This window comes from Arthrobacter rhombi, from assembly GCF_039526245.1.
GTDB classification, from domain to species: Bacteria; Actinomycetota; Actinomycetes; order Actinomycetales; family Micrococcaceae; genus Arthrobacter_H; species Arthrobacter_H rhombi.
Genome location: NZ_BAAAIV010000011.1, coordinates 242,034 through 264,772 on the forward strand (window position 1 = coordinate 242,034; position 22,739 = coordinate 264,772).

Below are 22,739 nucleotides of genomic sequence, written 5' to 3' on the forward strand. Positions count from 1 at the left end.
CGGGGTGATCTCCTGTGATGGGTGGTGCGGTGTGGTGTCGGTGGTGGGGCCGGGGTTTTCTAGTGCACGACGGCGGTGAGCTCGCCGACGCGATGCCCACCTCCGAGCGCGGGGACCGAGAGCAACGGCTGCAGTGCGGTGGCCACTGCGTGGTCCTGGACCAGCCGGGTCAGTGCCGCTGCGGCAATGGGCATCCGGGCCCGGTCGCCGCCGTCGGAGACCTTCAGCGCCAGGCCGGTGCCATCGGCGAGTCCGATGACCTGGATGCCCTCGAACCCGTCCTTGGCGACGAGCCCCGGCACCGCACGCATGACGGCGGTGACGTCCCGGCCCTCGCCGGCGACCAGCTCGGGGTGGGAGCGCATGGCGTCGGCGACCCGGCGCTCGGCGGTGCCGTCGGCAGTCGAGGCCAGGCGGCCGAAGGCGCGGGCCATTCCGGGCAGGCCGATCGTGTAGACCGGGGTGCCGCAGCCATCGGTGCTGGTGGCGCCGACCGGTTCTCCGGTCAATTCCTCGACAGTGGTGCGCAGCAGTTCGTTCACCGGGTGGGACGCGTCGAGGTAGCCCTCGACCGGCCAGCCGCGCTGCACGCACAGGGCGGCCAGGGCCGCGTGTTTGCCGGAGCAGTTCTGGGCCAGCTGGGTGGGGCCGTTGCCGGCCTGCAGCCACGCCTCGCGTTCTGCTGGGCCGTAGGGCAGGTCGGTGCTGTTCGCCAGGGCGGACTCGTCGAGTCCGGCGGCGGCCAACGTCGAGAGTGCCACCTGCTGGTGCCTTTCCGAGCCGTTGTGGCTGGCGGAGGCCAGGGCGAGCTGTTCGCTGGTCAGCTCCAGCCCGGCGCGGAGCATGCCGACGGCGAAGAGCGGTTTCAGCGCCGAGCGGGGGTAGAAGCCGGCCTGGGCGTCGCCGATCGCGTCGATCACCGAGCCGTCGGGGCCGGTGGCGACGAGTGACCCGTAGTGGATCGATTCGACGGCTTCCCCGCGGGTCTGTGCGGCCAACGGTGCGTGGGAGGGGAGGTTCACTGGTATCCGTTCCTGACGAGGTGGTCCACGGCGCCGCGGACGGCCCCGAGATGTTCCTGCATGGCGTCTTCTGCAGCGTGGGGGTCACGGGCCTCGATGGCTGCGACGATTTTTTCGTGCTCGCGGTTGGAGGGCTCGCGGCGTCCGGCGATCAGGTTCAGGGTCTCGGACTGGCGGGCCATGGCATCGCGGATGTCCCCGACGACCTTGATGAAGACGCCGTTGCCGCTGGCTGCGGCGATGGCGAGGTGGAAGGTGGCGTCGAGCTCCACCCAGGCGCCGGCGTCGTCTTCGGTGTGCATGGCCTCCATCAGCGTCTTCAGACGTGCGAGGTCCTCGGCGGTGCGGCGCAGGGCAGCGAGCCGGGCGGCGGGGGCCTCGATGTGGGGGCGGGCCTCGAGCAGGTCGGTGGAGGAGAAGCTGCCGAGCACCAGATCCTGCCGTGGTTCGGCGGCGATGACGAACGTGCCGCGGCCCGTCTCCGTGCGGGTCAGGCCCAGGGCGGCGCACGAGCGCAAGGCCTCACGCACCACGGAGCGGCTGACGCCGAACTGGGCGCCGAGGGTTGCCTCGGAACTGAGTTTGGTGCCGACCACCAGGTCGCCGGATTCGATGGCCGCACGCAGGGAGCGGAAGACCGCCTCGGACGCACTGGTGCGTTCGATCGGCTGCTGTCCTGCTGTCCAGCTGTCTGACAGGTTCATGGTGAGTACTATGGCACGGCTCACAGGACGTGGTCAAGATGTGGCCGGTGGGTCGGCCGGGCCGGGGGAGAACGTGGCGGTTTTACCGGGTGGATTCACCGGTCCGGCTCCTGCGGTCGTGCCGCATCGCACTCTGGCGTAGGGTGCAAGGGGACGGACACCAGCGGCATCCGGGCCGACCGCGGGCTTGGCCCTGCGCGATGCACCGGACGCCACCAGCGAAGGAGCCACCATGACGTTGAAACCAGCCGAACGCCAGGCCACCAGCGAGCAGCTTGCCGCCAACTTCGAGCGCTCGGGGCTCTCCCGCGAGCAGGTCTGCGAGGATCTCGAATTCAGTGACAACGAACTCGACGCCTCGCTGGAACTGCGCGACATGGTGGATCCGGTCGACGTGTGGGTGTTGCGTGACTACCTCGAGCTGGCGGTGCGCCAGGCCGATGCCGAACCTGTCGAGTTCACCGTGCTGACCGAGGAGGCCCGGACCGAGGCCTACAAGTGGTACATCCTGCGTGATGCGCCGCAGCCAGGCAGTGCGGCAGGCGCAGCGGCCACGGAGAGCGCCGACGTCGACTGATCCCCGCCGTGGCTACCCGCTGCCCGGTCCGGTCAGGCGGGGAGGTGCGCCTCGATTGCACCGACGATGGCCGGGTCGTCCGGTTCGGTCCTGGGGCGGAAGCGCAGCGTCTCGTCGGAGGGCAGGATGAGGAACTTCTCGAAATTCCACGTCACCCGACCGGCTTTGCCCGCGGCGTCCGGCGTCTTCTTCAGTTCCGTGTACAGGGGATGCTCGCGTCGGCCGTTGACGCGCACCCGGTCGAACACCGGAAATGTCACCCCGTAGGTCATCGAGCAGAATTCCTGGACTGCCTCGTTGCTCCCCAGTTCCTGCAGGAACTGGTTGCTGGGGAACGCCAGCACCGTGAAGCCGCGGTCGCCGTAGGTGCGTTGCAGGGCCTCGAGTTTGGTGTATTGCGGGGCCAGGCCGCACCGTGAGGCGACGTTGACGACCAGGACGACCTGGTCGGCGTGCTGGGCGAGCGTCGTGGTCGTTCCATCCATCGTGGCGATGGGAATGCTTCGAAGGTCCATGTACAGGCAACGAGCGGTGTGCGCTCGCCATTCCCGACACGGGTGCCGCGGGAAGCCGTTGTGGTGTCAATGTCGGGCCGCCGATCACGGGGGCGGACGGAGTACCGAGGATGACCCGGGCGCGCGTCACGAAGTGCTGGACAACATCGCGACCTCTTGCAAGGATCGGATCATGACCCGCAAAGAGAGCCTGGAAGCGTCCGGATTGGTTCTGGCCCTGGCCGTGATCGTACTGGTGGTCGGCCTGGCTGTGCACCTGAACCCGGCCACGGTGACCATTCTGGTGGCCGTATTCGCTGCAGTCATCGGTCCGCCGGTGGCCATCCGGTGGGCCAAGCGGCATCGGAGCGCCACCGGGGACTAGGGCACTATCGACTGTTCCAGCGCGTAGCGCCGTCCGGCTCCCACCTGCCGGATGTAGTACGCGGTGAGCATGATGACGACGATGGCGAAGACGACTCCGAGGAGCTGCGAGCCGAAGGATGATCCGACGACTGCTCCCGTCTCGACTTTCTGGGCCACCTGCGACAAGAACAGCAGGGGGAGGAACTGCAATGGGAAGTGCAGCAAGTACGGCAGGGCCGTGGCGTAGCGGACTCCCTGCCGTCCCATCTCGTCGTCCGGCGCACGACCGTCATGCTTCATGACCCGACGATGCAGCTCGCGAACATGGTCGGAGTTCACCCGTGCATCGAGCAAGATCCGATCCCGGATGAACGTTCCGTAGAGCATCGTGGCCATGCTGGTGAGGAAAAGTGCCAGTTGGAGTCCCGACAGCAGCCGGGAGTTCCAATCGAGGGTGGAATAGTCGAGCAGCAGCGAAAACCAGAAAATCAGGGACGACCCGATGGCGAGGCAGCAGGAGCCCAGGGCGATCAGATGTTCAGCGGTGGGGAGTCGCAGGGAAGCGGATGCGGTGTCGGCTTCACGGTTTTCCGCCAGGCGCCTGCCCACCGACGTGGCAGCGAATCGCAAGGCGACCCCCGAAGCCAGCGTGACGACGGAGGGAAGGAGCGGGCCGCCGAAAGCAAGGGGGTAGAGGATCGACAACATCGACCCCAGCATCCAGGTGGTCAGGCCCACCCGCTTCCACCAGGTGAGCCCGCGGAAACGGGCCGGCTCGATCGGCCCGCCGGCCAGGAATCGGTCCAGACCGAACAGCCACGCGGAACACCACAGCGCGGTCGGCGCCAACGCCGCCAGGAGTTGGTCCTCGGACGATGCGCCGGTGTTTCCTGCGATGAGCCAGGTGGAGAGGCCTGCCGTGTAGGCGAGGCCGGCCAACAGCGCGGACAGGTAGATCAGTACTCTCAACTCGTGGGATCCCTCGGTTGTGGGTAGCGTTGCCCTCCACGGTATTTCATTTGAGATAGGGGACGTTTGATGCGGTTGTATCTGGTGCGGCATGGGCAGACGGCGTCGAACGTCGGGGGCTACCTGGACACCACGGTTCCCGGTGCACCGTTGAACGACCTGGGCCTCGAACAGGCCCGGCGGCTCATTGATGCCCTTCACGAGCACCCCTTCGAAGCGATTTATGCGTCGACCCAGCAGCGGGCCCAGCAGACCGCGGCTCCCGTGGCCGCGCACCGGGGGCTCGACGTCGTCGTGCGTGATGGGTTGCGGGAGATCTCCGCTGGTGAGCTGGAAATGCGCAACGACGAGGATGCGGTCCGCTCCTACTTCATGGGGTTTGGCGCCTTCGCCGCCGGAGACCTGCGAGCCGGCATGCCCGGCGGTGAAACCGGCGCCGATGTCCTGGGGCGGTTCGACGCGGTCATCGAGGAGATCCTCTCCAGCGGTGTCGAGTCCGCGGCCATCGTCAGCCACGGGGCCATGCTGCGGACCTGGTCCGGGTACCACTGCGCGAACCTGGACGTGGACTTCGTCATGCGCAACCCGTTGACCAACACGGGAGTCATCGTCGTCGAGGGCGACCCGGTATCGGGCTGGCATGCCGACACCTGGATTGGCGAGCCGGTCGCTTCCTCCGCGGAAGACGCCGGCCCGACGGGCGAATCCGTCGATGAAGCCACCCAGGATGCCCCGCCGAAACGCACCGATCGCGGGTTCTGAACCTGGTCCAATGGCAGACTGGCTGCATGCATCCGGGACCACCGCTGATCGAAGCCGCCATCGCCCAACTGGATCGCCGCTGGCCAGGGGGTGACGGCGTCGCAGCAGCGCTGGCCCTGGACGACGGCTCCATCGTGACCAGCGTCGGTCTGGACAACTTCAATGCAGCGGTTAATCTGTGCGCCGAGACGGGCGCCCTGTGCCAGGCCTTCACCCTGGACCGGGCCGTCACGGCGACGGCCTGCGTTGCCCGGGTTGGAGAGGACATCGTCGTCCTCGCGCCCTGCGGGGTCTGCCGGGAGCGGTTGGCGCTGTGGGGCCCCGACGTGCAGGCGTTGGTGCCCGATCGAGATGCCCCGGAGGGGTGGGAGGCTCTGAGTCTGGCCGAGCTGAATCCGCACTACTGGGCGCAGCAGTTCACCGCCGGTGGGGTATGGCCGAGCGCTGCGGAACACTCCGGGTAGGGCGGTTCCCAGCCCGCCGGCGATTGCGGCAGCTACGCCTTGCGCGCCAACCAGGCAGTGCGGGTCCCGGAGAGCTTCAGATCGGTGCGGTGCCTCAACCCCGCCTCGTCCTGCGGATCCAGGAGTCGATCGAGCGTGGACAGGTCCCCGGCGTCGAGGTGGTCCTTGAGGAACGTGCGGATGCGCGAGAGGTAGGCGGCCGCGTAGTCCCCGGTGCCCTCCGGTGCGGGGTCCTGGGCGGTGTCGAACTGGCGCTGGGCCACGACGTCGAACCCGGCGCTGCGCAGCGGTTCCGTCCAGTCGGGGTGGTGGTTCCACCCCTGGGCGGCGATGACCTCATGGCAGCGGTCCTCCAGCCCGGGGCGTCCGATCCCGAGGTCTTCGGGCAGGTAGCGGGGGAGGGCATCCATTTCGACGACGGCGAGCAGGCCGCCCGGCGCCAGCATCTCGTGGATCGAGCGAAGGGCACGGTCGGGATCGGCGAATTCGTGCAGCGACGAGGCGGCCCAGACCAGATCGGCGGCGGGCAGCGAGGGCCACGCCTCATCCAGGTTGGCCTGGACAGGAAGTATGCGTGAGGAGAGGTCGTGGGCGCTGGCCCGGTCCGCGATGCGCTCGATCATGGTGGGCGACTGGTCCACCGCGTGGAGGATGGCCGCGGGGAAGCGGCGGGCCAGGGCGAGGCTCCCGGTCCCCGTGCCGGCTCCCACATCGATGATGGTTCCGGTGACCTGCGGTGCGTGCTCGGCCACCCAGCCGGTCAGTGTCATCAGGTAGTCCTTGAGGATCGCTGCATCCAGATCCAACAGCCCGGCGAGGTCCTCGCCGTGGTCGTGGTGGTGCCCTGCGTGGTGCTGGTGTCCTGCATGGTCGTGGCGTCCCGCTGCGTGCTCTGTCATGGTTCAAGGTTAGGCGGCGTGTGCCATATACGCATACCATTTTGCGTATGACGCAAGAACTTGATCTGGATACCCTCATCCGTCTGCGGATCCGCGGGATGCGGCAGGCCCGGGGGTGGTCGTTGGACGCGCTCGCCGCCCGCTGCCACCTGAGCCCCTCGACCCTGAGCCGGATCGAAACCGGTCAACGCCGGATCGCCGTGGACCAGCTGGTGGTCATTGCCCGCTGCCTGGACACCACGCTGGACCAGCTCGTGGAATCCGCTGACGACTCCGACGTGGTGATCCGCCCGGAACCCGAACATACGCCGGGACTGACCACCTGGCTGCTCTCCCGTGACGGTGCCACCCCCGGGATGGGCGTGGCGAAGATGCGCATCACTGCCGAGCGGCCCACGGGGCCCGCCAGTCAGGGGGTGCATCCCGGGCGTGAATGGTTCACCGTCCTGTCCGGCACGGCGCACCTGCAATTGGGCGAACGGCTCCTGGTGGTCCGCGAGGGCGAGGCCGCCGAGTTCTCCACCATGATCCCGCACGTGATCAGTGCGCCGGATGGCCCCGTGGAGCTGCTGGTCATCCTGGACCGTGACGGCCAGCGAGCCCATCTGCATGAGGGGCACGAACACCAGCACTGAGCCCCCGGGCTCCCGGCTCGCGGCCTCGTCATCTCGGGACCACTAACGGTGCAATTTGGCTGCTCCCGGCCCATACTGGTGGGAGGGGCCGCCGCCGGAGGGGCTGGCTGTGGCGGTCCCGCCCACCATGGCCGGGGCCAGCCGTGGCCCTGGACCTGCCAGTCGGGAGTGTATAGATGCAGCCCACACGTCCAATCGGGCTACTCGCCCTCGGAGCCATCGCAGCGCTCGTGCTGTCCGCCTGCGCCTCGGGAAACCAGGGCGCCACCCCCGCCACGCCAGCACCGGCCTCCGCCAGCGCCCCGCCGTCGTCGTCCATGAAATCCGGGCAGGACCCCACCCATCAGCCGTTGCGCGGGGAACCCGCAGTAGTCGTCGACGGGTTGGAGGCGCCGTGGTCGATCGTGTTCCGGGAGAGGACGGCGCTGGTCAGCGAGCGCGACAGCGGACGCATCCTCGAGCTCACCGACGACGGCGACACCCGGGAAATCGGGGTGGTCCCCGGAGTGGTACATGGCGGGGAAGGTGGACTGCTGGGCCTGGCGCTTCAGGGCAAGCGCCACCTGTATGCCTATTCGACCGGGGAGGGCGGCAACCGCGTCCAGCGCTTCGAACTGGTCGGAAAGCCGGGCGCGCTGTCGCTGGGGAAGGGCACCACCCTGCTGCAGGGAATCCCCGCGGGGGCCAACCACAACGGTGGGCGGCTGGAATTCGGGCCCGATGGCATGCTCTACGTGACCACGGGGGACGGCGGGCAGGGGGCGTACGCCCAGGACCCTGACAACCTGGCCGGCAAGATCCTGCGGATGACCCCCGACGGCAAGGTCCCGGGCGACAACCCGTTCGACGGGTCGTACGTCTACAGCCTGGGGCACCGCAACCCGCAGGGCCTGGCCTGGGCGGACGACGGGACCCTGTACGCCTCGGAGTTCGGGCAGAACACGTGGGATGAACTCAACGTCATCACCGCCGGTGCCAACTACGGGTGGCCGCGTGCCGAGGGCATCGCCTCCCGCGACGGCTACACCGACCCGGTGCAGCAATGGGATCCCAGCGAGGCGAGCCCCAGCGGGATGGTCCTGGCCGACGGGACGATCTTCCTGGCCAACCTGCGCGGGGCCTCCCTGCGGACGGTCGCGCTCGCCGACACCTCCACCTCGACCGAACACTATGTGGGGGAGTACGGACGGTTGCGCGATGTGGCGATCGCCCCCACTGGGGATCTGTGGTTTTTGACGAACAACACCGACGGCCGCGGCAGCCCCGGGCCGGAGGACGACATGATCTTCAGCGTTGGCCGGGCCGCCGGGGGCTAAGGGGGACTTCGCGACGGACCCTGCCGTGGAGGTCGCCAGTCTCCGGGCCCTGGACAGGGACGAGCGGACGGCCCAAGATCAAGACAACGAACCAGGTGGAGGCAATGATGGGCACCATCCAGACCGGGCAGACCCGGATTGTGATCAGTCCGGCGGTGGCGGGCGGCATCGTCGGCTGGGCGGGAACGGTGATCGGCCCACCCCGGGTCGATGGGCCGGAAGCCGCCCGGCCCGGAGTATTCGCGGCGATCGAGGGTGCCGAAACCACCGCGGGGGAGGAAATCCCCGAAGCCCTGCGGGCTGGCGGTTCCGGTGGGCAGTCCGGAACGGAGCAGGGGTGGATCTGCCTGACGGAGGCCCATGACGGAGGCGACGCCGACTAAACCGTGCGGCCCCGAAGCGGGACGGCGGGCGGAGTGCAACACCCGCCCGCCGGACCGGACGCCTGGCTAGAGCGCCGGTTCCAGCCGGTGGATCCCCGTGGCGGAGAGGTGGATGACGTTCGCCGTGGAGAGGTCATAGAACAGGCCCACCAGATGCAGCGACCCCGACTCGACCCGGTCGCGCAGCCGCGGATGGGCCGCCAACGTCTCCAACTGCACGGCGATGTTCACCAGGGCCAGCTGGTCCACCGTGCAGTATCCCGCCTCGACGGCGTCGCGCAGCACCGGGTGGTCGGAGTCCAGGGCCGTGCGGCTGGCGTGCAGTCCGCCCAACCACGCATCCACCGGGTGGGCTCCGGCGTCGCCTGCAGGGGGCGGATCGGCGGCGAGCAGGGCCTGCATGGCGCCGCAGTTGGAGTGCCCGCACACGGTGATCGTGCTGACGTCGAGCTTGTCGACCGCGAACTCCAGGGCCGCCTCGAAGGACAGGTCGCTGCCGGTCCGGTCCACGGCGTTGCCGACGTTGCGTACGGTGAGCAGGTCCCCGGGTCCGCTGGAGGTGATCACGTTGGGCACCACGCGGGAGTCCACGCAGGTCAGGAACAGCGTGGTGGGATCCTGCCCGCCGGCCAGGGCCTCCGTGTCGTCGCGGACCAGCGCGGCGTGGCGTTGCAGGTAGTTCTCCACCCCTTGCAGGACCGGGAGCGTTTCCGGCCGCCCGGCGGGCCCGCCCGTTGCCGTCCGAGGTTGCCAGCTCTTCCAGGGGGCCAGGCCGCTGCTGGCGGCGGAACGGAAGACGCCGCGGCGCGGAGTCCCCTCGGCGGCGGCACCCAGCGGGAACGTCCCGTGGTCCTGGACGGACACGCTGCCACCGGTCGCCTCGTGTTGTCCGCGCCAGGAGGCGACTGCCTCATAGACCGACAGGTCGATGAAGTCGGCCTCCAGGCGCACGCCCACGCGGGCACCGGCGGGGATCGACTGCAGCGTGCGGTTCAGCCGCGGCAGGGTCAGGAAACTGCAGGAGCCCTCGATGGCCACCTTCCAGACCTGCTGTCCACCGTCGTCGTGCGTGTGTTCGGCATGGATGGAGCTGCGGACCACGCGGATCAGCACCAGCAGGACGGCCAGCGCGAGTCCGACCATGACCCCTTCGAGCAGGTTCGCGAACACGACCAGGGTGACCGTGACGGCATAGACCAGGAAATCGCCGGTGCGCAGCGCCGACTTGATGTGGGCGAACTTCACCAGCTGCACGCCGATGACCACCAGCAGCCCGGCCAGGACCGCCTGCGGGATCATCATGAGGACGGAGGCCAGGAAGACCGAGAACAGCAGGATCCACACACCGTGCAGGACGGCCGAGGCGCGGGTCCGGCCCCCGGCCTCGACGTTCGTGGCGCTGCGGACGATCACTCCGGTGACCGGCAGCCCGCCGAGCAGGCCGGAGGTGACGTTGGCCGCCCCCTGGCCGACGAGTTCGCGGTTGAAGTTGGTCCGGGGCCCGAACTGCATCTTGTCCACGGCGACCGCCGAGAGCAGGGATTCGACGCTGGCGATCAACGCCATGGTCAGCACCCCGATGCCCACGGCACCCCAGGCACCGTCGGGCAGCACCGGCGCGCTGATCGCCTGGAGTAGTGAACCGTCCAGCGAAATGCGTTCCACCGAGCTGCCCCAGGCCAGGGACAGGGCGGTGGCCAGCACGACGGCGACGAGTTGGCCCGGGATCTGCTGCATCGTGCGCGGGAGCTTCTTCCAGACCAGCAGCAGCACGATCACCGTGGAGCCGAGGATGAGTGCCGGCGGGTTGACTGCGGCCAGGCTGGCCGGCAGTGAGCCGATGTTCTCCGTTGCCTTGCTGCCCGGGGTCGAGCCCAGCACGACGTGCAGTTGCTGCAGCACGATGGTGATGCCGATGCCGGCGAGCATGGCATGGACGACGACGGGGGAAATGGCCAGCGCGGCCCGGCCCACCCGGCTGAGGCCCAACAGGATCTGCAGGCATCCCGCAGCGACGGTGATGGCGCAGGTCGCCGGCCAGCCGAACTGGTCGATCAGCCCGGCGACGATGACTGTCAGCCCCGCTGCTGGACCACTGACCTGCAGCGGGGACCCGCCCAGGCTTCCGGCGACGATGCCGCCGACGGCTGCGGCGATGAGTCCGGCCATGACCGGGGCCCCGGAGGCGACGGCGATGCCCAGCGACAGGGGTAGCGCGACGAGGAAGACCACCAGGGAGGCGGGGACGTCGCGTCGAAGATCGGCCCGCGAGGGCAGGATCGGTGTTTTGCGCGGTGGTGCGGTGGTGGATGTGTGTTCTTGCATGGCAGTCCTTCGGTCGGTGTTCCCCGGGACCCTTGGGCTCCGGGTGGACAGAGGCCGCGACGGCCCGCGGAGCGGATCACGCTCCAGGGCGGGCTCACTCCCGACGGGCGGTTACCGATCGGCAGGACAACGGATGCGAATATTCTACTTTTTCTGTGAAGTGAGTGGCATATGCAAAGAGTCACGTCACATTTGGTTGAAATCTGCGGACGACGATGAAGTTACCGGGCGGTTTTGTCCGGGGCGGGTTTCTTAAAGGTTTCTGAAACCCCCCGGCGCAGACTGGTGTCCGACCGCCCCCGACGCATCGGAGAACCATGGCTTCCCTGGCCCGCAACACATCCACCGCCTCCCCGCCCGGCCGCCTCGCCGGGATGCCCCGGCGCTGGTGGCCCGTGGCCGCCGCCGTGCTCTACGCCCTGGCCCTGCTCCTGGGCCTGTGGGCCAAGGGTGCTGGCCGCTTCAGCGGCGAACTCGGCTGGGACATCGAGCTCAGCCACGAGCGGATGGGCGTGCTCTCCGCCGTCGCTTTGTGGATCAATGTGGTCCTGCAGCCGCTCGGCGGGGTGGTGATCCTGGCGGTGGCCTGCCTGCTGCTGTGGTCCCGCCGCGGCCTGCCCACCGCGTTGGCCTTCGGCAGCACCGTGAGCGTGGCCTGGCTGCCCGCCGCCCTGGGCAAGATCCTCGTCGACCGGGCCAGGCCGCCACTGACGGTGACCCACGCGCTGGTGCCCGAGTTGGGCGGCGACAGCTTCCCCAGCGGGCACACGGAACTGGCGGCGTCCCTGGTGCTGGGAGCCGTGCTGGTCATCGCCGTCACGCCCCGGGACCGCCGGCTGATCGGGGGGATCGGAGCCGCGTTCGTCCTGGTGGTCGCCGTCTCCCGGCTCTACCTGGGCGTGCACTATCCCACCGACGTGCTCGGCTCGCTGCTAGTCGCCACCGCCGGGGCGCTGCTGTGGACGTGGCTGTGGCGCGGGTGGATCTCCCCGTGGCTGGACCGGCGCTTCCCGCATCTGGGCGGAACCTGGGGCACGACGACGGGAGGCCGCCATGTTTGATCCCTCATCACTGCTGGTGGGCGCCGGACCGTGGGTCGCCGCCGTCGTCTTCGTCATCATCTTCATCGAATCCGGGTGCCTGTTCCCCTTCCTGCCCGGCGACTCGCTGCTCTTCGCCGTCGGCATGCTCCACCACCAGCTCGGCCTGCCGCTGCCGGTACTGCTCATCGTCGCTGCCGTGGCGGCGATCGGCGGTGATTCCGTCGGCTACCTGATCGGCAGCAAGGTCGGGAGGCGCTGGTTCAGCGACGATGCCCGGATCCTCAAGACGAAGTACCTGGTCCAGACCGAAGAGTTCTTCGCCCGGCACGGGGGAGCGGCGCTGGTGCTGGCACGGTTCGTGCCGATCGTGCGAACCTACACCCCGCTGGCCGCCGGTGCGGCGCACTACCGCTACCCCCGGTTCCTGGCCTGGAACGTCTCCGGGGGCATCCTCTGGGCCGTGGGGGTTTCCCTGCTGGGCATCTGGCTGGGTGGTTTCGATGTGGTGGCGAACCACATCGATGCGTGGATGGTGGCGGTGGTCATCGTCTCGGTGCTGCCGCCGGTCATCACGTTCCTGAGTCGGCGCCGGCGTTCGGCGACGGGCGCCTGAGACGCCGGGGGCTGCCCCGGAACAATACTCTGGAACAATGGGGTTCCATGAGCCCCGTCCCCGCCCCGCGTCTGCTGCTGGTCGAGGACGACCCCGCGCTGGGACCGCTGCTGGTGGAGCTGCTGGCCGACGGGTTCGCCCCGGAACTCGCGGTGGACGGACCCTCCGGACTGCAACGCGGGCTCAGCGGTGACTGGGACGCGCTGATCATCGACCGCGGCCTACCCGGAATCGACGGCATCCGGCTGATCTCAGCCCTGCGCGCCCACGGCATCGAGACGCCGATCCTCATCCTGACGGCCCTGGGGGCCGTCGCCGACAAGGTCGACGGCCTGGACGCCGGCGCCAACGACTACCTGGTCAAGCCGTTCGACGTCGACGAGCTCGCCGCCCGGCTGCGCGCGCTGACCCGCGGCGGGATGCGGCAGGGCCCCGGCGGCCCGGCCGACCGGATGGAGATCGGCTCCTGGGAACTCGCCCGGGCCTCGCGTCTGCTGAGCTCACCGTATGGGGACCGCGTTGAACTCTCCCCGGCGGAGACGCGGCTGCTGGCGATCCTCGCCGCCGAGCCGGAGCGGGTCTTCACCCGGGCCGAACTCCTTCAGGCGGCGTTCACCGCCGAGGAGGGGCCGGGCATCGTGGACACCTACGTCCACCACCTGCGCAAGAAGACCGCACGATCCATCATCCGCACCGTCCACGGCACCGGATACCACCTCGGAGGACTCGAATGAGCAGGAACCAGCCCGGTGGCCAGGGCGCATGGGAGGCCAGCGCCCTGCGCCACGCCGCCTGGCGCGTGGGATGGCAGCTGGCCGCCGTCACCGCTGCAGTGGTGCTGGTGGTCCTGGCCATCGGTGGCGCCTACATCGCCCTGCATGCCGCCCCCTCCGCGGGCGTCGATGGGGAAGCGCAGGTGCGCATCTCCCTGGAAGTCGTGGATCTGCTCCAGCTGCTGATCCTGGGCGGGGCAGCAGGCATCGTGCTCTCCGGAGTCGTCGGGGTGCTCAGTGCCCGCCGCGCGGTCAGGCCGTTGGGCGCCACGTTGGAGGTCCAGCGCCGCTTCGCCCAGGACGTGAGCCACGAACTGCGCACCCCGCTGACCGTGCTCGACGCCCGGCTGCAGCTGCTCCAACGCCGGGCCGGCGCCGGGCACGAATTCGCCGAGGAACTGGATACGCTGCGGCGCAACTCCACCCAGCTGGCCCGGGTGATCGATGACCTGCTCTCCACGGTCGACGGCGGCACCGAGTTGCGCACCGAGCGGCCGGCCGACCTGGACGCGCTGGCCGCCGAGACGGTCCGCGAGCTCGAGGTCCTCGCCGACCCGCGCGGGGTCACCCTGCACCACGTTGCAGCGGAGGAGCCGGTACCCGTCCCGCTGGCCGAGGTCGCCGTCCGGCGGATCCTGACCGGGCTCATCGAGAACGCCACGAAGTACACCCCCTCCGGTGGCACGGTCACCGTCACCACGCAGCGCAGTGGGGCCATGGCCCGGCTGACGGTCACCGACACCGGCAGCGGGATCTCCGGGATCGAACCGCAGCGGATCTTCGACCGCCACGCGCACGGTGCCGCCGGCGAATCGGGAACCCCGCGCAGCACCGGCATCGGATTGTCCCTGGCCCGCGAAATGGTGGTGCGGGCCGGCGGGACCATCGGCGTGCTCGCCACCGGTGCCGGCGGAACGAGCCTGCGCGTGGAGTTGCCGGTGCACCCGCGGACCGGGACGGGGCGTTCCCGGTGAGTGCGGGTGGGGTGGACTTCGTCGGCACCCGGAAGGCGTCCGTCCCGGGGACCGACCACTCCCCGGCGATCACCAGTGACTACACCTCAGGAAGGACCAGATGGACGCATTGACGGCGCAGGGCCCCCGCTTTTCGCGGATCTTCCTGGTATTCAACCCCGACCCGGAGAAGACGGCCCTCTACCTGGCCCGACTGCTACGGGACGAGATCGCCGAGCGCCTGCCCGGTGTCCCCGTCGAGTTCCATGCCACCGACCACGCGGGCCACGGGCGGGAGCTGGCCCGGCGTGCCGCCGCAGGGGCCGACCAGGACGGCGGGCCGCCGGTGCTGATCGTCTCCGTCAGCGGCGACGGCGGATACCACGACGTCGTCAACGGGGTCATGGACGTCCCGGGGAGCACCGCGGTGTGTGCGGTCCTGCCGGCGGGCAACGCCAACGACCATCGCCGCAGTGTGGAATCGCTCCCGGTCATCGATGCCATCGCGGCCGGTGCCGTCCGGGGCATGGATCTGTTGCGCCTGCACATCGGAGACGGAGGGGACTCCCCGGACATCCGATACGCCCATTCCTACATCGGCTTCGGGCTGACGGCCGAGATGGGCCGCGGGATCGAACGGGCGGGCAAGGGCGGGGTGCGCGAGCTCCTCGGGGTAGCCAGGACGCTGCCGCGGTTGCGGCCGTTCGAGATCGAGCGGGCCGATGGGGCGCGGGCGCAGTTCGACAGCCTGATCCTGGCCAACGTCGCCGGGATGGCCAAGTACGGGACAGTCAGCGACGCCGTCGTTCCCTCCGACGGCCGGTTCGAGGTCATCGCCCTGCCGCACTCGAGTCGATGGGCCCTGGCCCTGATGACGCTGCGGGCGGTCACCATCGGGCTCGGCCCGCAGAGCAGCGTGGAACGCTACGCCTTCACGACGCCGACTCCGCTTCCCGTGCAGCTGGACGGCGAATTGCTGACGGTGCCGGCCGGATCCTCCGTCGTCGTCGAAAGTGCGCACCGGGCCATCCGGGTCATCGGATAGCCGGCGGCCGGGATCGGACGGGCCACGCCGTGCCGGGCCTTCATCCCCGGGTTCCTCGGGTTGACGACGAACGTCCTCCCGCGCCGGCGGACCGCCTACCGCTCGAGGATGACTTCCTCGGTGTTGGGGAACATCACCTTGTAGCTGACCCCGGCGATCGCCGCACCGACCAGGGGCGCCAGGATGAACAACCAGACCTGGCCCAGTGCTTCGGGCCCGGCGAACCACGCGACGCCGAGTGAGCGGGCCGGGTTCACCGACGTGTTGGTCACCGGGATGGCGACCAGGTGGATCAGGGTCAGCGACAGGCCGATCGCCAAGGGGGCGAAGCCCGCGGGAGCCCGGGTATCGGTGGTCCCGAGGATGACGTACAGGAACACGGCGGTCAGGACCACCTCGACGATCAGCGCCGAGAGCATCGAGTAGCCGTCGGGGGAGCGGTCTCCGTAGCCGTTGGAGGCGAAGCCGGATTCGGTAGCGCTGAACCCGTCCTTGCCGTTGGCGATGGCGAACAGGACCAGCCCGGCAAAGGTGGCGCCGACGAGCTGGACCAGCCAGTAGGGGAGCACCGACTTCCACTCCAGTCGTCCGGCCAGCGCGGCGCCGAGGGTCACCGCTGGGTTGAAGTGCCCGCCGGAGATGTGGCCGACGGCGTAGGCCATCACCAGGACGGTGAGGCCGAAGGCCAGGGCGACGCCGAGGAACCCGATGCCCATGTTGATCGGGCCGTCGGCGAGGACCTGGGCGGAGAAGATCGCGGCGCCGCAGCCGCCGAAGACGAGGACAAACGTTCCGAGGAATTCTGCCGTGAGGCGGGGAAGCAATGCGGTGGTTTTCATGTCGGCACCTTCTGCGTGGACTTTCACGGATGAATCGAGGCCTTCAACAGTCCCGTCATGGGACAGTCGAATACGCTGAAGTATGGCAGGAGGGTCGTGCTTTCCGCCAGTGTTTTGCCGATCTGACCTGCGGTGTTCATGTCAGCGTCACCACGCAAGGAAGCCCCGCCGTCGTGGTCCAGAAGACCACCACGGCGGGGCTTGACCCGGCTGCTTACTTGCCGAAGACGTCCTTGGCGGCGTCCTGCACGTGCTCGGCGGCCTGCTTGGCCTTGGCACCGGCCTGGTCGGCCACGCCCTCGGCCTTCAGGTCCTCGTTGTTGGTGACGTCGCCGAAGGCCTCCTTGGCCTTGCCGCCGACTTCCTGTGCCTTGTTGCCGATCTTGTCTCCGAGTCCCATGATGTTCTCCTCTGGTGTGGGTTGGGTGTTGCGGACTAGTGGGTTCAGCTGGTTTTGGCGACCGAGTATTCGATGGCCAGATGCTGCAGCGGCCGGCCCAGGCACTGCACGACGTCGGCCGCGACTCCCGCGGTCAGCGTCTGCGTGAGCTCGGGCAGGGAGGTGGACGGTTCGGTGTGCACGTGGAGCAGCAGATCCGGTGCGTCAGCACTTCCGCGCAGTACGGCCTTCGCGGCTGCCACCTGGGGCAGCGCCGCTGCCGCGTTGGCTGCCGCCGATTCGAGCACCTTCGGGTCCAACGTCGTGGATCCGGCACCCGGGTCGGCGGTGAAGCGCAGGGTCTCCGCCCGCTGGGAGCGGGGAACCTGCCGGCCCAGCCAGGCCAGACCGAGCAGCAGGACGATGGCGCCGACCGCGATCAACGTGGCGGGCAGCCACTGCTGCTCCAACAGGTCGGACGCCCCGGGGGCGGCGGAGGCACCCGGCTCGGCGAGCAGGCCCGAAGCGCCCGATGGTGCGGACCAGCCGGTGGTGGCCGCCAGCCAGGGCCAGACGATCCAGAGTCCGCCGACCAGCAGCACGAATCCGATGATGATCAGCAGGGTGCGGTTCAGGGCCGTGGGGTAGGTCCTCATGAGGTGCTCACCATCCTGACGTTGGTCTTCGGGATCCGGCCGTCCAGGTTGGCGGCCAGGACGTCGTCCGTGACGGTCTGCACCGCACGGGCGAGCTCATCGTGCTCCCGCAGTGGTGTCCTCACGGTGACCGACAGCTTCGTGCCGCTGAGCCGGGCGGAGCAGGAGCCCACGCCGTCGAGGGCACGCACCCGGTTTTCCACCAGATGCTGCGTTCCGCGACGGGTGACGGCTGCTTCGGCAGTCTCGACCGATTCGCCGGCCGCTGGCACCGGGGTGCTGCGGCTGGACGAGCGGCCGGGAAGGATCCCGCACAGGACCATGACCAGGCCGATCAGGGCCAGGATGCCACCGCCGGCGGCGATGGAGCGTGCGCCCCATTGCCGGTTTCCGGCGTCGGCGAGGAAGGTCGCGGCGGAGGGCCACGCACCGTCCTGCAGGCGCAGGATGGCCAGCACGGCCAGCGCCGCGCCGAGCAGGATGAGGACCACGGCGGCGATCGTGGCAGGAACCACGCGTGCGGGTCGTGGCCGCAGTGATGTTCTCGTCATAGGACCCTCCTCTGGGGTGGCGAGGCTTCCAGCCACTCCACCTGGATGTCCACGGGGGTGGCGGTCACCCCGGCGTATCGGTGCAGGTCATCGACGATGCCCTGGCGGACTTCATCGGTGGCGGTGCGGATGTCGCTGGGGAACCGGAGCCCGATCTTGACGGACACCGACGCGGTGCTCCCGGCCACGGTGGCCGAGACCGGGGGCAACCCGCTGAAATCCTGGCTGGACCCCACTCCGAGGACGCCGCCCGAGCGGGCGCCGACTGCGGGGTGGGATGCCGCGGACTTGGCTGCGAGTCGGCTGACCACCCGTTCGCTGATGGTCAGCCGACCCCGATTGTGGGGGGCGTGGGTCATGCCCGGGGCAGAGCCGGGGGAGGCATCCTGGTTGATGGCGCCCATGTCAGCGCCGGCCTTGGATGCGGCCCGCCCAGTCCTGCAGGTCGACGCGTCCTTCCAGGACGCGGCCGACACCGAATGCGACGGCGGCCACGACGGCTACCAGCAGCATCCGCCAGAACCCTCCGAAGGCCCAGACGGTACCGAGGACCAGTCCGACGAGGACGCAAAAGCGTGCGCTGTTCATGGGTTACTCCAAACGGTCTGAGCGGTCGGAAGCGGCGTCTTCGTCGTCTTCGGGCAGGTGCACGTCGGTGACGTTCACGTTGACCTCGATGACTTCCAGGCCGGTGCCGTGCTCGACGGCCTGGATGATGCTGCGGCGGATGTCCTCGGCGACCTCGGCGATGGCGACTCCGTATTCCACGACGATGCTCACGTCGATGGCTGCCTGGCGCTCACCGGTCTCGACGCTGACGCCACCGGAGACGTTGGTCTGCGATCCGGGGATGCGCTCGGCGAGGTTGGAGAACGCGCGGCGTGCCGCGTTGCCCATGGCAAAGACGCCCGGGACCTCGCGGGCTGCGACGCCCGAAAGCTTCTGGACGACGGTGTCGGCGATCGTGGTGTTGCCGTGCTCGGTCTGCAGCGGGCCCTCGGGCTTGCGCTCGGCCTGGCCGGCGGTCGCGGCGCGCGACTCCTCGGTGGTCTGGGGAAGTCGGGAGTTGGTGTTCTCAGCCATGATGTTCTCCGTTTCGTCTGACGTCTGAAATGCGTCTTACACCAGTACAGACGTTGGCCGGCGGACAATCGTCACGGCCAATCTCGAAAAACTTTTTCCTAGCCCTTCGGCCGGGGTGCCGGGCCGCCGTCCGCGCCAGTGTCCGGCACCCCCTGCTCGAGCACCGTCACCGTCACCGAGGACAGGTCGATCCCGTGGCCGGTGAGCACCCGGTGGACCAGTTCCTGCACGGAGGCGCTGACATCGGCGGCGCGGTGTCCGGCGGCCACTGCAATGTCCAGCCGGGCCTCGGTGGGGCCGGTGCCCCCGGAGAGCCGCAGCGCAGCGGAGGGCTCAGCGGTGCGTGTGGCCAGGGACCTGACGACGGCGAGCGTCGGCGGGAACACGGTGGCGACGCCTTCCAGGCGCAGCACCTGGTCGATGGCATCGGCCCGGGCGGCCGAGGCGGGCGAAAGCTGGGTTGGGCTACTCATCGATGATGTCCTCCACGGTGACGTCCACTGCTGCAGGGGTGATGCCGAGTTCCTCGGCGAGACGCTCCGTGACCGCGCTGCGCAACGTTTCGGCGACCGCGGCGGCCTCCATGCCGACCCGCAGATGCACACCGAGCTGGCAGACGACGGCGGGATCCCCGTCCTCGTCCAACGCGGCGGTGGCGCCGTGCTTGCGCAACTCGATGCCGTCGATGGTGTCGGCGGCCCGGCGGATGACGTCGTTGAGGACGTACACGCTGATCTCCAGCGGGCCGTGCGGTGTGAGCCGGACACGGATGCGCCGGCCGCGGCGGATTTCGGCGCGGATGCCGTCCATGGCGGATCGGCGGATCCGGTCCAATGCCGCATCTTCATCGGCGAGTACCTGCGGCGCCTCACGGAGCCGCCGGGTGGCCAACAACAGGGGTTGGAGGCGTCGTCGTTGTTCCTGGCACTGGGGGCAACGCAGTTCGTGCTCGTCAGGTGGCAGATCGAGCCGCTCCCAGACATCCTCCTCGGAGCGGTCGCAGGCCGGCACGTCGCCGGAGTGCGGTCCGGTGTTCATTTCCACGGGTCCATCCTTTCGGCGAGTGCGGTGCGTGCGCGGGCGATACGCCCTCTGATCGTGGCCAGGGTTTCACCGGTGATGTCGGCGATCTCCTGGTAGCCCAGGCCCTGGACCTCGCGCAGGGTCCAGGCTTCGCGTTGGGCGACGGGCAGCGCCGCCAGGTGCCGGGTCAAGGCGTCCAAGGCCAAACGGGTCTCGGCCTCGCCGGCCGGGCCGGCCTGGGATATCCGGCCTGCCTCGCTGTCGGTGCGCAGTTCCTCCTGCTCCGCCGGGTCGCCACCGTCGGGGCGGCGTTTGCGGATCGTGTCGATGCAGCGGTGGGAGGCGATGCGGTACAGCCAAGTGGAGGCGGCCTCGGTGGCGCGCAGGGTGGGCAGACGCCGCCAGGCGGTGACCATGACATCCTGCACCGCGTCTTCGGCGTCGGGGGCGTTGCCGAGCATGCCCCGGCAAAAACGAAGTAGCCCGCGCTGGTAGCGGCGAACCAGCTCCTCGAACGCGTCGAGGTCCCCCGACTGGGCTCGCGCGACCAGTGCCGGGTCGGCCAGCGCCGTCATCGTTTCGTTCATGTGCTCCCTTGCCGTGTGTGGCGTCGTTCGTTGGACCCCCTGGAGCGCTGTGTGCCTGAAGCCGTGGGTCCAATCCCGAGGCTAGCACGCTCCTCGAGGCCCCAGCCCGCTGGATCGGGGGCGTATCCGGCGCTCCGCCAACGTGCCGGGGGTTCGGCCGGTCTGGACCCTACCCGTAGGGGCCGGGCACGCCGCGTCGACGCAAAAGATCGACGTCTATCCCAGAGGGGCATAACGTCAGGGACATGGGACTTGTACTGACGCTGATCATTGTTGGAGTTATCCTGCTCATCCTGGGCGTCGCTGTGAAGGCAGCGATGTTCCTGCTGTGGATCGGCATTGCCTTGCTGGTCATCGGCGCGGTGATGTGGATCCTGCGGGGAATCAAACGGCGCGTCTAAACACGCCGGAACAGAGAACCTCTGCGGCTGCTGCCACACCCTGACATATCGGGGTGCGGCAGCAGCCGCTTGTGGTGTGGCGCAGAGGCGGACGTGCCCGGCTGTCCTAGCGACCCTTGGGCACCCGCACCGTGAACGAGCTGCCTTCGCCGGGTACGCTGCGGACCGTGAGGCTTCCACCATGGGCCTCCGCCAGTTCGCGGGCGATCGAAAGTCCCAGCCCGGTGCCTGGAATGCCGGATCCGCGGGCACTCTCGGAGCGGTAGAAGCGGGTGAACAGCTGTTCGACTTCCTCCGGCGACATGCCCTGCCCCGTGTCGGTGACCGATACTTCGGCGATATCGCCGTCCTCGTGGACGTCCACGGTGATCCGACCGCCGGACGGCGTGTACTTCACGGCGTTGGAGACGAGGTTGTCCACGATCTGCCCCAGGCGTTCGGGATCGGCACGCACCGGCAGCGATGCCGGCCCTTCAAGGTGCAGGTCCAGACCCGCGGAGCGTGCCGCCTGCTCCTGGGATGCCACGGAGGCGGCCACGATGTCCACCAGGTCCGTATCGCGCGGATGTAGTTCCATGGTGGTCGAGGCCGCCGTGAGCAGGTCGTTGACCAGATGCAGCAGTCGCTGGGCATTGCGTTCGGCGATCGTGATGGATCGAAGCGCCGGGCCGGGCACGCCGGGGAGATCCTGGACCATCTCGAGGTATCCCAGGATGGAGGTCAGGGGCGTGCGCAGTTCGTGACTGACGCTGGCCAGGAAGCGGTCCTTGGCCTGGTTGGCCTGGACCAGCTCGGTGACATCCTTGAAGACGATGACGGAGCCGCCGAAGTCCCCCTGGGCATCGGTGAGCCGACGGGCTGAGACAGCAAGTGCCTCGGCAGATTCGGCGGGTCCGCTCCAGAGGAGTTCATCGGTGAACTCCGCTCCGCGCACAGCCCGGTGGACGGGACGATCCCCGGGGGCCAGGGGAGTGTCCAACCGTTCGCTGCGGTGGCCCGCGCCGAAGAGCAGGAGCTGCTCCTCGGTTGGGTCCATGATGCCGTCCGGGGTCCCCGCGGCGTGGTGGAGCCGCTGCCTGTCGTTCATCAGGATGTCGTGGCCGTCGCGGTCCACCGCCACGACGCCCACGCTGGCTGCGTTCAGCACGGCGTCGAGGAGTTCGGTTTGGGTGTGCGCGGCATCCAGTGCCTCGGCCAGACGGCGGTCGGTGGCCATCATGCTCTCCACGGCGATGTTGGTGGTGACTGCCAATGCCAGGATGATGACGGGCATGACCACGGGACGGCCGTAGGTGGACAGGCTGAGGTCCAGGCCCGCGTGCCAGTACTGCAACCAGCAGATGAACAACGTGGCGACGAAGCCGACGACGACCGTGCTCCGCGGATACAGGGCCGACCACGCCATCCAGAACACCGGGAACATGGCCAGCATCGGCAAGCCGGTCAGCACCGGGTAGGCGCCAGCAGCCAGGAAGGCGATCCCGATCAGGTCGAGCAGCGGGATCACCCAGTAGCTCCCTCGGGCGAACCGCTGCCAGGGGACGGTCCCGGCGGCAACCGTCAGGACCGCGATGATGAGAAGACCGGTTTGGAACCAAGGGTCGGCAATGACCTGCCCGCCGGCGAAGAGCAGATCCACCAGCACCATCAGGGCCGAGGCCAGCGTCAACGGCAGCTGGCTCAGCAGGATACGGCGTCCCAACGGCAGCTCACCGAAGTGGCGGCCGCCCATGAGGATCCGGAGTACAGGGCGGAACGGGGACATGGGGACAAGCTCCTCGACGGTGGCGCCATCGCCCCCGGCGGGGCGACCAGGCACCATCCTACGGTCCGGCAGCAGGGCGGTACGGGGAGCCGATCATCTGCCCCACCCGGGT

The 22,739-nt window shown here is 69.1% G+C and carries 30 protein-coding genes and 1 pseudogene; 13 read left to right on the forward strand and 18 right to left on the reverse strand.

What is annotated here, in order from left to right; translation table 11 throughout:
* Positions 1–59 precede the first annotated feature (59 nt).
* Positions 60–1,022 (reverse strand): asparaginase, encoded by a 963-nt coding sequence (locus ABD088_RS10500; RefSeq protein WP_343901882.1) that lies wholly within the window; start codon positions 1,020–1,022, stop codon positions 60–62.
* Positions 1,019–1,726: a FadR/GntR family transcriptional regulator gene (locus tag ABD088_RS10505; RefSeq protein WP_343901883.1), complete on the reverse strand. Its 708-nt coding sequence runs from the start codon at positions 1,724–1,726 to the stop codon at positions 1,019–1,021. Before ABD088_RS10505 ends, ABD088_RS10500 begins: the two co-directional genes overlap by 4 nt.
* Before the next feature lie 232 nt (positions 1,727–1,958).
* Here ABD088_RS10505 and ABD088_RS10510 point away from each other — a divergent pair, with 232 nt between their 5' ends.
* A complete protein-coding gene (locus ABD088_RS10510) occupies positions 1,959–2,303 on the forward strand; it encodes a DUF2316 family protein (protein WP_343901884.1) in 345 nt (114 codons plus the stop codon).
* Between the two features lie 32 nt (positions 2,304–2,335).
* On the opposite strand, the gene ABD088_RS10515 is transcribed toward ABD088_RS10510, so the two are convergent.
* Complete coding sequence (locus ABD088_RS10515; RefSeq protein ID WP_343901885.1) at positions 2,336–2,818, reverse strand: glutathione peroxidase; 483 nt, start codon at positions 2,816–2,818, stop codon at positions 2,336–2,338.
* 172 nt (positions 2,819–2,990) lie between these two features.
* On the opposite strand from ABD088_RS10515, the gene ABD088_RS10520 reads away from it, so the two are divergent.
* Positions 2,991–3,182 carry a hypothetical protein gene (locus ABD088_RS10520; RefSeq protein WP_343901886.1) on the forward strand — a complete coding sequence of 64 codons (192 nt, stop codon included), beginning with the start codon at positions 2,991–2,993 and terminating at the stop codon, positions 3,180–3,182.
* On the opposite strand, the gene ABD088_RS10525 is transcribed toward ABD088_RS10520, so the two are convergent.
* Entirely contained in the window at positions 3,179–4,132 is a 954-nt protein-coding gene (locus ABD088_RS10525) for a hypothetical protein (protein WP_343901887.1), read from the reverse strand. The genes ABD088_RS10520 and ABD088_RS10525 overlap by 4 nt on opposite strands.
* A 69-nt stretch (positions 4,133–4,201) precedes the next feature.
* Between ABD088_RS10525 and ABD088_RS10530 the strand changes: the two genes are divergently transcribed.
* Positions 4,202–4,894, forward strand: coding sequence for a histidine phosphatase family protein (locus tag ABD088_RS10530; RefSeq protein WP_343901888.1), 693 nt, complete (start codon positions 4,202–4,204; stop codon positions 4,892–4,894).
* A 26-nt stretch (positions 4,895–4,920) separates the two neighbouring features.
* Complete coding sequence (locus ABD088_RS10535; protein ID WP_343901889.1) at positions 4,921–5,358, forward strand: cytidine deaminase; 438 nt, start codon at positions 4,921–4,923, stop codon at positions 5,356–5,358.
* A 32-nt stretch (positions 5,359–5,390) separates the two neighbouring features.
* On the opposite strand, the gene ABD088_RS10540 is transcribed toward ABD088_RS10535, so the two are convergent.
* Complete coding sequence (locus ABD088_RS10540) at positions 5,391–6,257, reverse strand: class I SAM-dependent methyltransferase (RefSeq protein WP_343901890.1); 867 nt, start codon at positions 6,255–6,257, stop codon at positions 5,391–5,393.
* Between the two features lie 47 nt (positions 6,258–6,304).
* On the opposite strand from ABD088_RS10540, the gene ABD088_RS10545 reads away from it, so the two are divergent.
* The 3 genes from ABD088_RS10545 to ABD088_RS10555 all read left to right on the forward strand — a co-directional run bounded on the left by ABD088_RS10545 (position 6,305) and on the right by ABD088_RS10555 (position 8,591).
* On the forward strand, positions 6,305–6,892 hold the full coding sequence (locus ABD088_RS10545; RefSeq protein WP_343901891.1) for a helix-turn-helix domain-containing protein: 588 nt from the start codon (positions 6,305–6,307) through the stop codon (positions 6,890–6,892).
* Positions 6,893–7,068: 176 nt separating this feature from the next.
* Positions 7,069–8,208, forward strand: coding sequence for a PQQ-dependent sugar dehydrogenase (locus tag ABD088_RS10550; RefSeq protein WP_343901892.1), 1,140 nt, complete (start codon positions 7,069–7,071; stop codon positions 8,206–8,208).
* A gap of 104 nt (positions 8,209–8,312) precedes the next feature.
* Positions 8,313–8,591: a hypothetical protein gene (locus ABD088_RS10555; RefSeq protein ID WP_343901893.1), complete on the forward strand. Its 279-nt coding sequence runs from the start codon at positions 8,313–8,315 to the stop codon at positions 8,589–8,591.
* Positions 8,592–8,657: 66 nt separating this feature from the next.
* Here the strand turns inward: ABD088_RS10555 and ABD088_RS10560 are convergent, their stop codons facing one another.
* Complete coding sequence (locus ABD088_RS10560; RefSeq protein WP_343901894.1) at positions 8,658–10,916, reverse strand: SulP family inorganic anion transporter; 2,259 nt, start codon at positions 10,914–10,916, stop codon at positions 8,658–8,660.
* A gap of 317 nt (positions 10,917–11,233) precedes the next feature.
* On the opposite strand from ABD088_RS10560, the gene ABD088_RS10565 reads away from it, so the two are divergent.
* The 5 genes from ABD088_RS10565 (at position 11,234) to ABD088_RS10585 (ending at position 15,343) form a co-directional block, all read left to right on the forward strand.
* A complete protein-coding gene (locus ABD088_RS10565) occupies positions 11,234–11,977 on the forward strand; it encodes a phosphatase PAP2 family protein (RefSeq protein WP_343901895.1) in 744 nt (247 codons plus the stop codon).
* Entirely contained in the window at positions 11,970–12,572 is a 603-nt protein-coding gene (locus tag ABD088_RS10570) for a VTT domain-containing protein (RefSeq protein ID WP_343901896.1), read from the forward strand. Before ABD088_RS10565 ends, ABD088_RS10570 begins: the two co-directional genes overlap by 8 nt.
* A gap of 47 nt (positions 12,573–12,619) precedes the next feature.
* Complete coding sequence (locus ABD088_RS10575) at positions 12,620–13,306, forward strand: response regulator transcription factor (RefSeq protein WP_343901897.1); 687 nt, start codon at positions 12,620–12,622, stop codon at positions 13,304–13,306.
* The gene (locus ABD088_RS10580) at positions 13,303–14,319 is read left to right on the forward strand and encodes a sensor histidine kinase (RefSeq protein WP_343901898.1); all 1,017 of its coding nucleotides are present in this window, start codon (positions 13,303–13,305) and stop codon (positions 14,317–14,319) included. The genes ABD088_RS10575 and ABD088_RS10580 overlap by 4 nt, the downstream gene beginning before the upstream one ends.
* Before the next feature lie 100 nt (positions 14,320–14,419).
* Positions 14,420–15,343: a diacylglycerol/lipid kinase family protein gene (locus ABD088_RS10585; RefSeq protein WP_343901899.1), complete on the forward strand. Its 924-nt coding sequence runs from the start codon at positions 14,420–14,422 to the stop codon at positions 15,341–15,343.
* A 26-nt stretch (positions 15,344–15,369) separates the two neighbouring features.
* Here ABD088_RS10585 and ABD088_RS10590 read toward each other — a convergent pair.
* The 11 genes and pseudogenes from ABD088_RS10590 to ABD088_RS10640 all read right to left on the reverse strand — a co-directional run.
* Positions 15,370–15,435 (reverse strand): annotated as a pseudogene (locus tag ABD088_RS10590) (50S ribosomal protein L36); the annotation flags it as partial.
* A 3-nt stretch (positions 15,436–15,438) separates the two neighbouring features.
* The gene (gene aqpZ, locus ABD088_RS10595) at positions 15,439–16,182 is read right to left on the reverse strand and encodes an aquaporin Z (protein WP_343901900.1); all 744 of its coding nucleotides are present in this window, start codon (positions 16,180–16,182) and stop codon (positions 15,439–15,441) included.
* A 214-nt stretch (positions 16,183–16,396) separates the two neighbouring features.
* The gene (locus ABD088_RS10600) at positions 16,397–16,582 is read right to left on the reverse strand and encodes a CsbD family protein (RefSeq protein ID WP_343901901.1); all 186 of its coding nucleotides are present in this window, start codon (positions 16,580–16,582) and stop codon (positions 16,397–16,399) included.
* 44 nt (positions 16,583–16,626) lie between these two features.
* The gene (gene amaP, locus ABD088_RS10605; protein ID WP_343901902.1) at positions 16,627–17,217 is read right to left on the reverse strand and encodes an alkaline shock response membrane anchor protein AmaP; all 591 of its coding nucleotides are present in this window, start codon (positions 17,215–17,217) and stop codon (positions 16,627–16,629) included.
* Complete coding sequence (locus tag ABD088_RS10610) at positions 17,214–17,768, reverse strand: DUF6286 domain-containing protein (RefSeq protein WP_343901903.1); 555 nt, start codon at positions 17,766–17,768, stop codon at positions 17,214–17,216. Before ABD088_RS10610 ends, amaP begins: the two co-directional genes overlap by 4 nt.
* Positions 17,765–18,172: an Asp23/Gls24 family envelope stress response protein gene (locus tag ABD088_RS10615; protein ID WP_343901904.1), complete on the reverse strand. Its 408-nt coding sequence runs from the start codon at positions 18,170–18,172 to the stop codon at positions 17,765–17,767. Before ABD088_RS10615 ends, ABD088_RS10610 begins: the two co-directional genes overlap by 4 nt.
* A 1-nt stretch (position 18,173) precedes the next feature.
* Positions 18,174–18,356 carry a DUF2273 domain-containing protein gene (locus ABD088_RS10620; protein WP_343901905.1) on the reverse strand — a complete coding sequence of 61 codons (183 nt, stop codon included), beginning with the start codon at positions 18,354–18,356 and terminating at the stop codon, positions 18,174–18,176.
* A gap of 3 nt (positions 18,357–18,359) precedes the next feature.
* Positions 18,360–18,851, reverse strand: coding sequence for an Asp23/Gls24 family envelope stress response protein (locus ABD088_RS10625; RefSeq protein WP_343901906.1), 492 nt, complete (start codon positions 18,849–18,851; stop codon positions 18,360–18,362).
* Between the two features lie 98 nt (positions 18,852–18,949).
* On the reverse strand, positions 18,950–19,324 hold the full coding sequence (locus ABD088_RS10630; protein ID WP_343901907.1) for a hypothetical protein: 375 nt from the start codon (positions 19,322–19,324) through the stop codon (positions 18,950–18,952).
* Positions 19,317–19,895 carry an Asp23/Gls24 family envelope stress response protein gene (locus ABD088_RS10635; RefSeq protein WP_343901908.1) on the reverse strand — a complete coding sequence of 193 codons (579 nt, stop codon included), beginning with the start codon at positions 19,893–19,895 and terminating at the stop codon, positions 19,317–19,319. Before ABD088_RS10635 ends, ABD088_RS10630 begins: the two co-directional genes overlap by 8 nt.
* The gene (locus ABD088_RS10640; protein WP_343901909.1) at positions 19,886–20,461 is read right to left on the reverse strand and encodes an RNA polymerase sigma factor; all 576 of its coding nucleotides are present in this window, start codon (positions 20,459–20,461) and stop codon (positions 19,886–19,888) included. The genes ABD088_RS10635 and ABD088_RS10640 overlap by 10 nt, the downstream gene beginning before the upstream one ends.
* Positions 20,462–20,706: 245 nt before the next feature.
* On the opposite strand from ABD088_RS10640, the gene ABD088_RS10645 reads away from it, so the two are divergent.
* Positions 20,707–20,862, forward strand: a complete 156-nt coding sequence (locus ABD088_RS10645) for a hypothetical protein (RefSeq protein ID WP_343901910.1) — start codon at positions 20,707–20,709, stop codon at positions 20,860–20,862.
* A 106-nt stretch (positions 20,863–20,968) separates the two neighbouring features.
* On the opposite strand, the gene ABD088_RS10650 is transcribed toward ABD088_RS10645, so the two are convergent.
* Positions 20,969–22,627 carry a sensor histidine kinase gene (locus tag ABD088_RS10650; RefSeq protein ID WP_343901911.1) on the reverse strand — a complete coding sequence of 553 codons (1,659 nt, stop codon included), beginning with the start codon at positions 22,625–22,627 and terminating at the stop codon, positions 20,969–20,971.
* Positions 22,628–22,739: the final 112 nt, after the last annotated feature.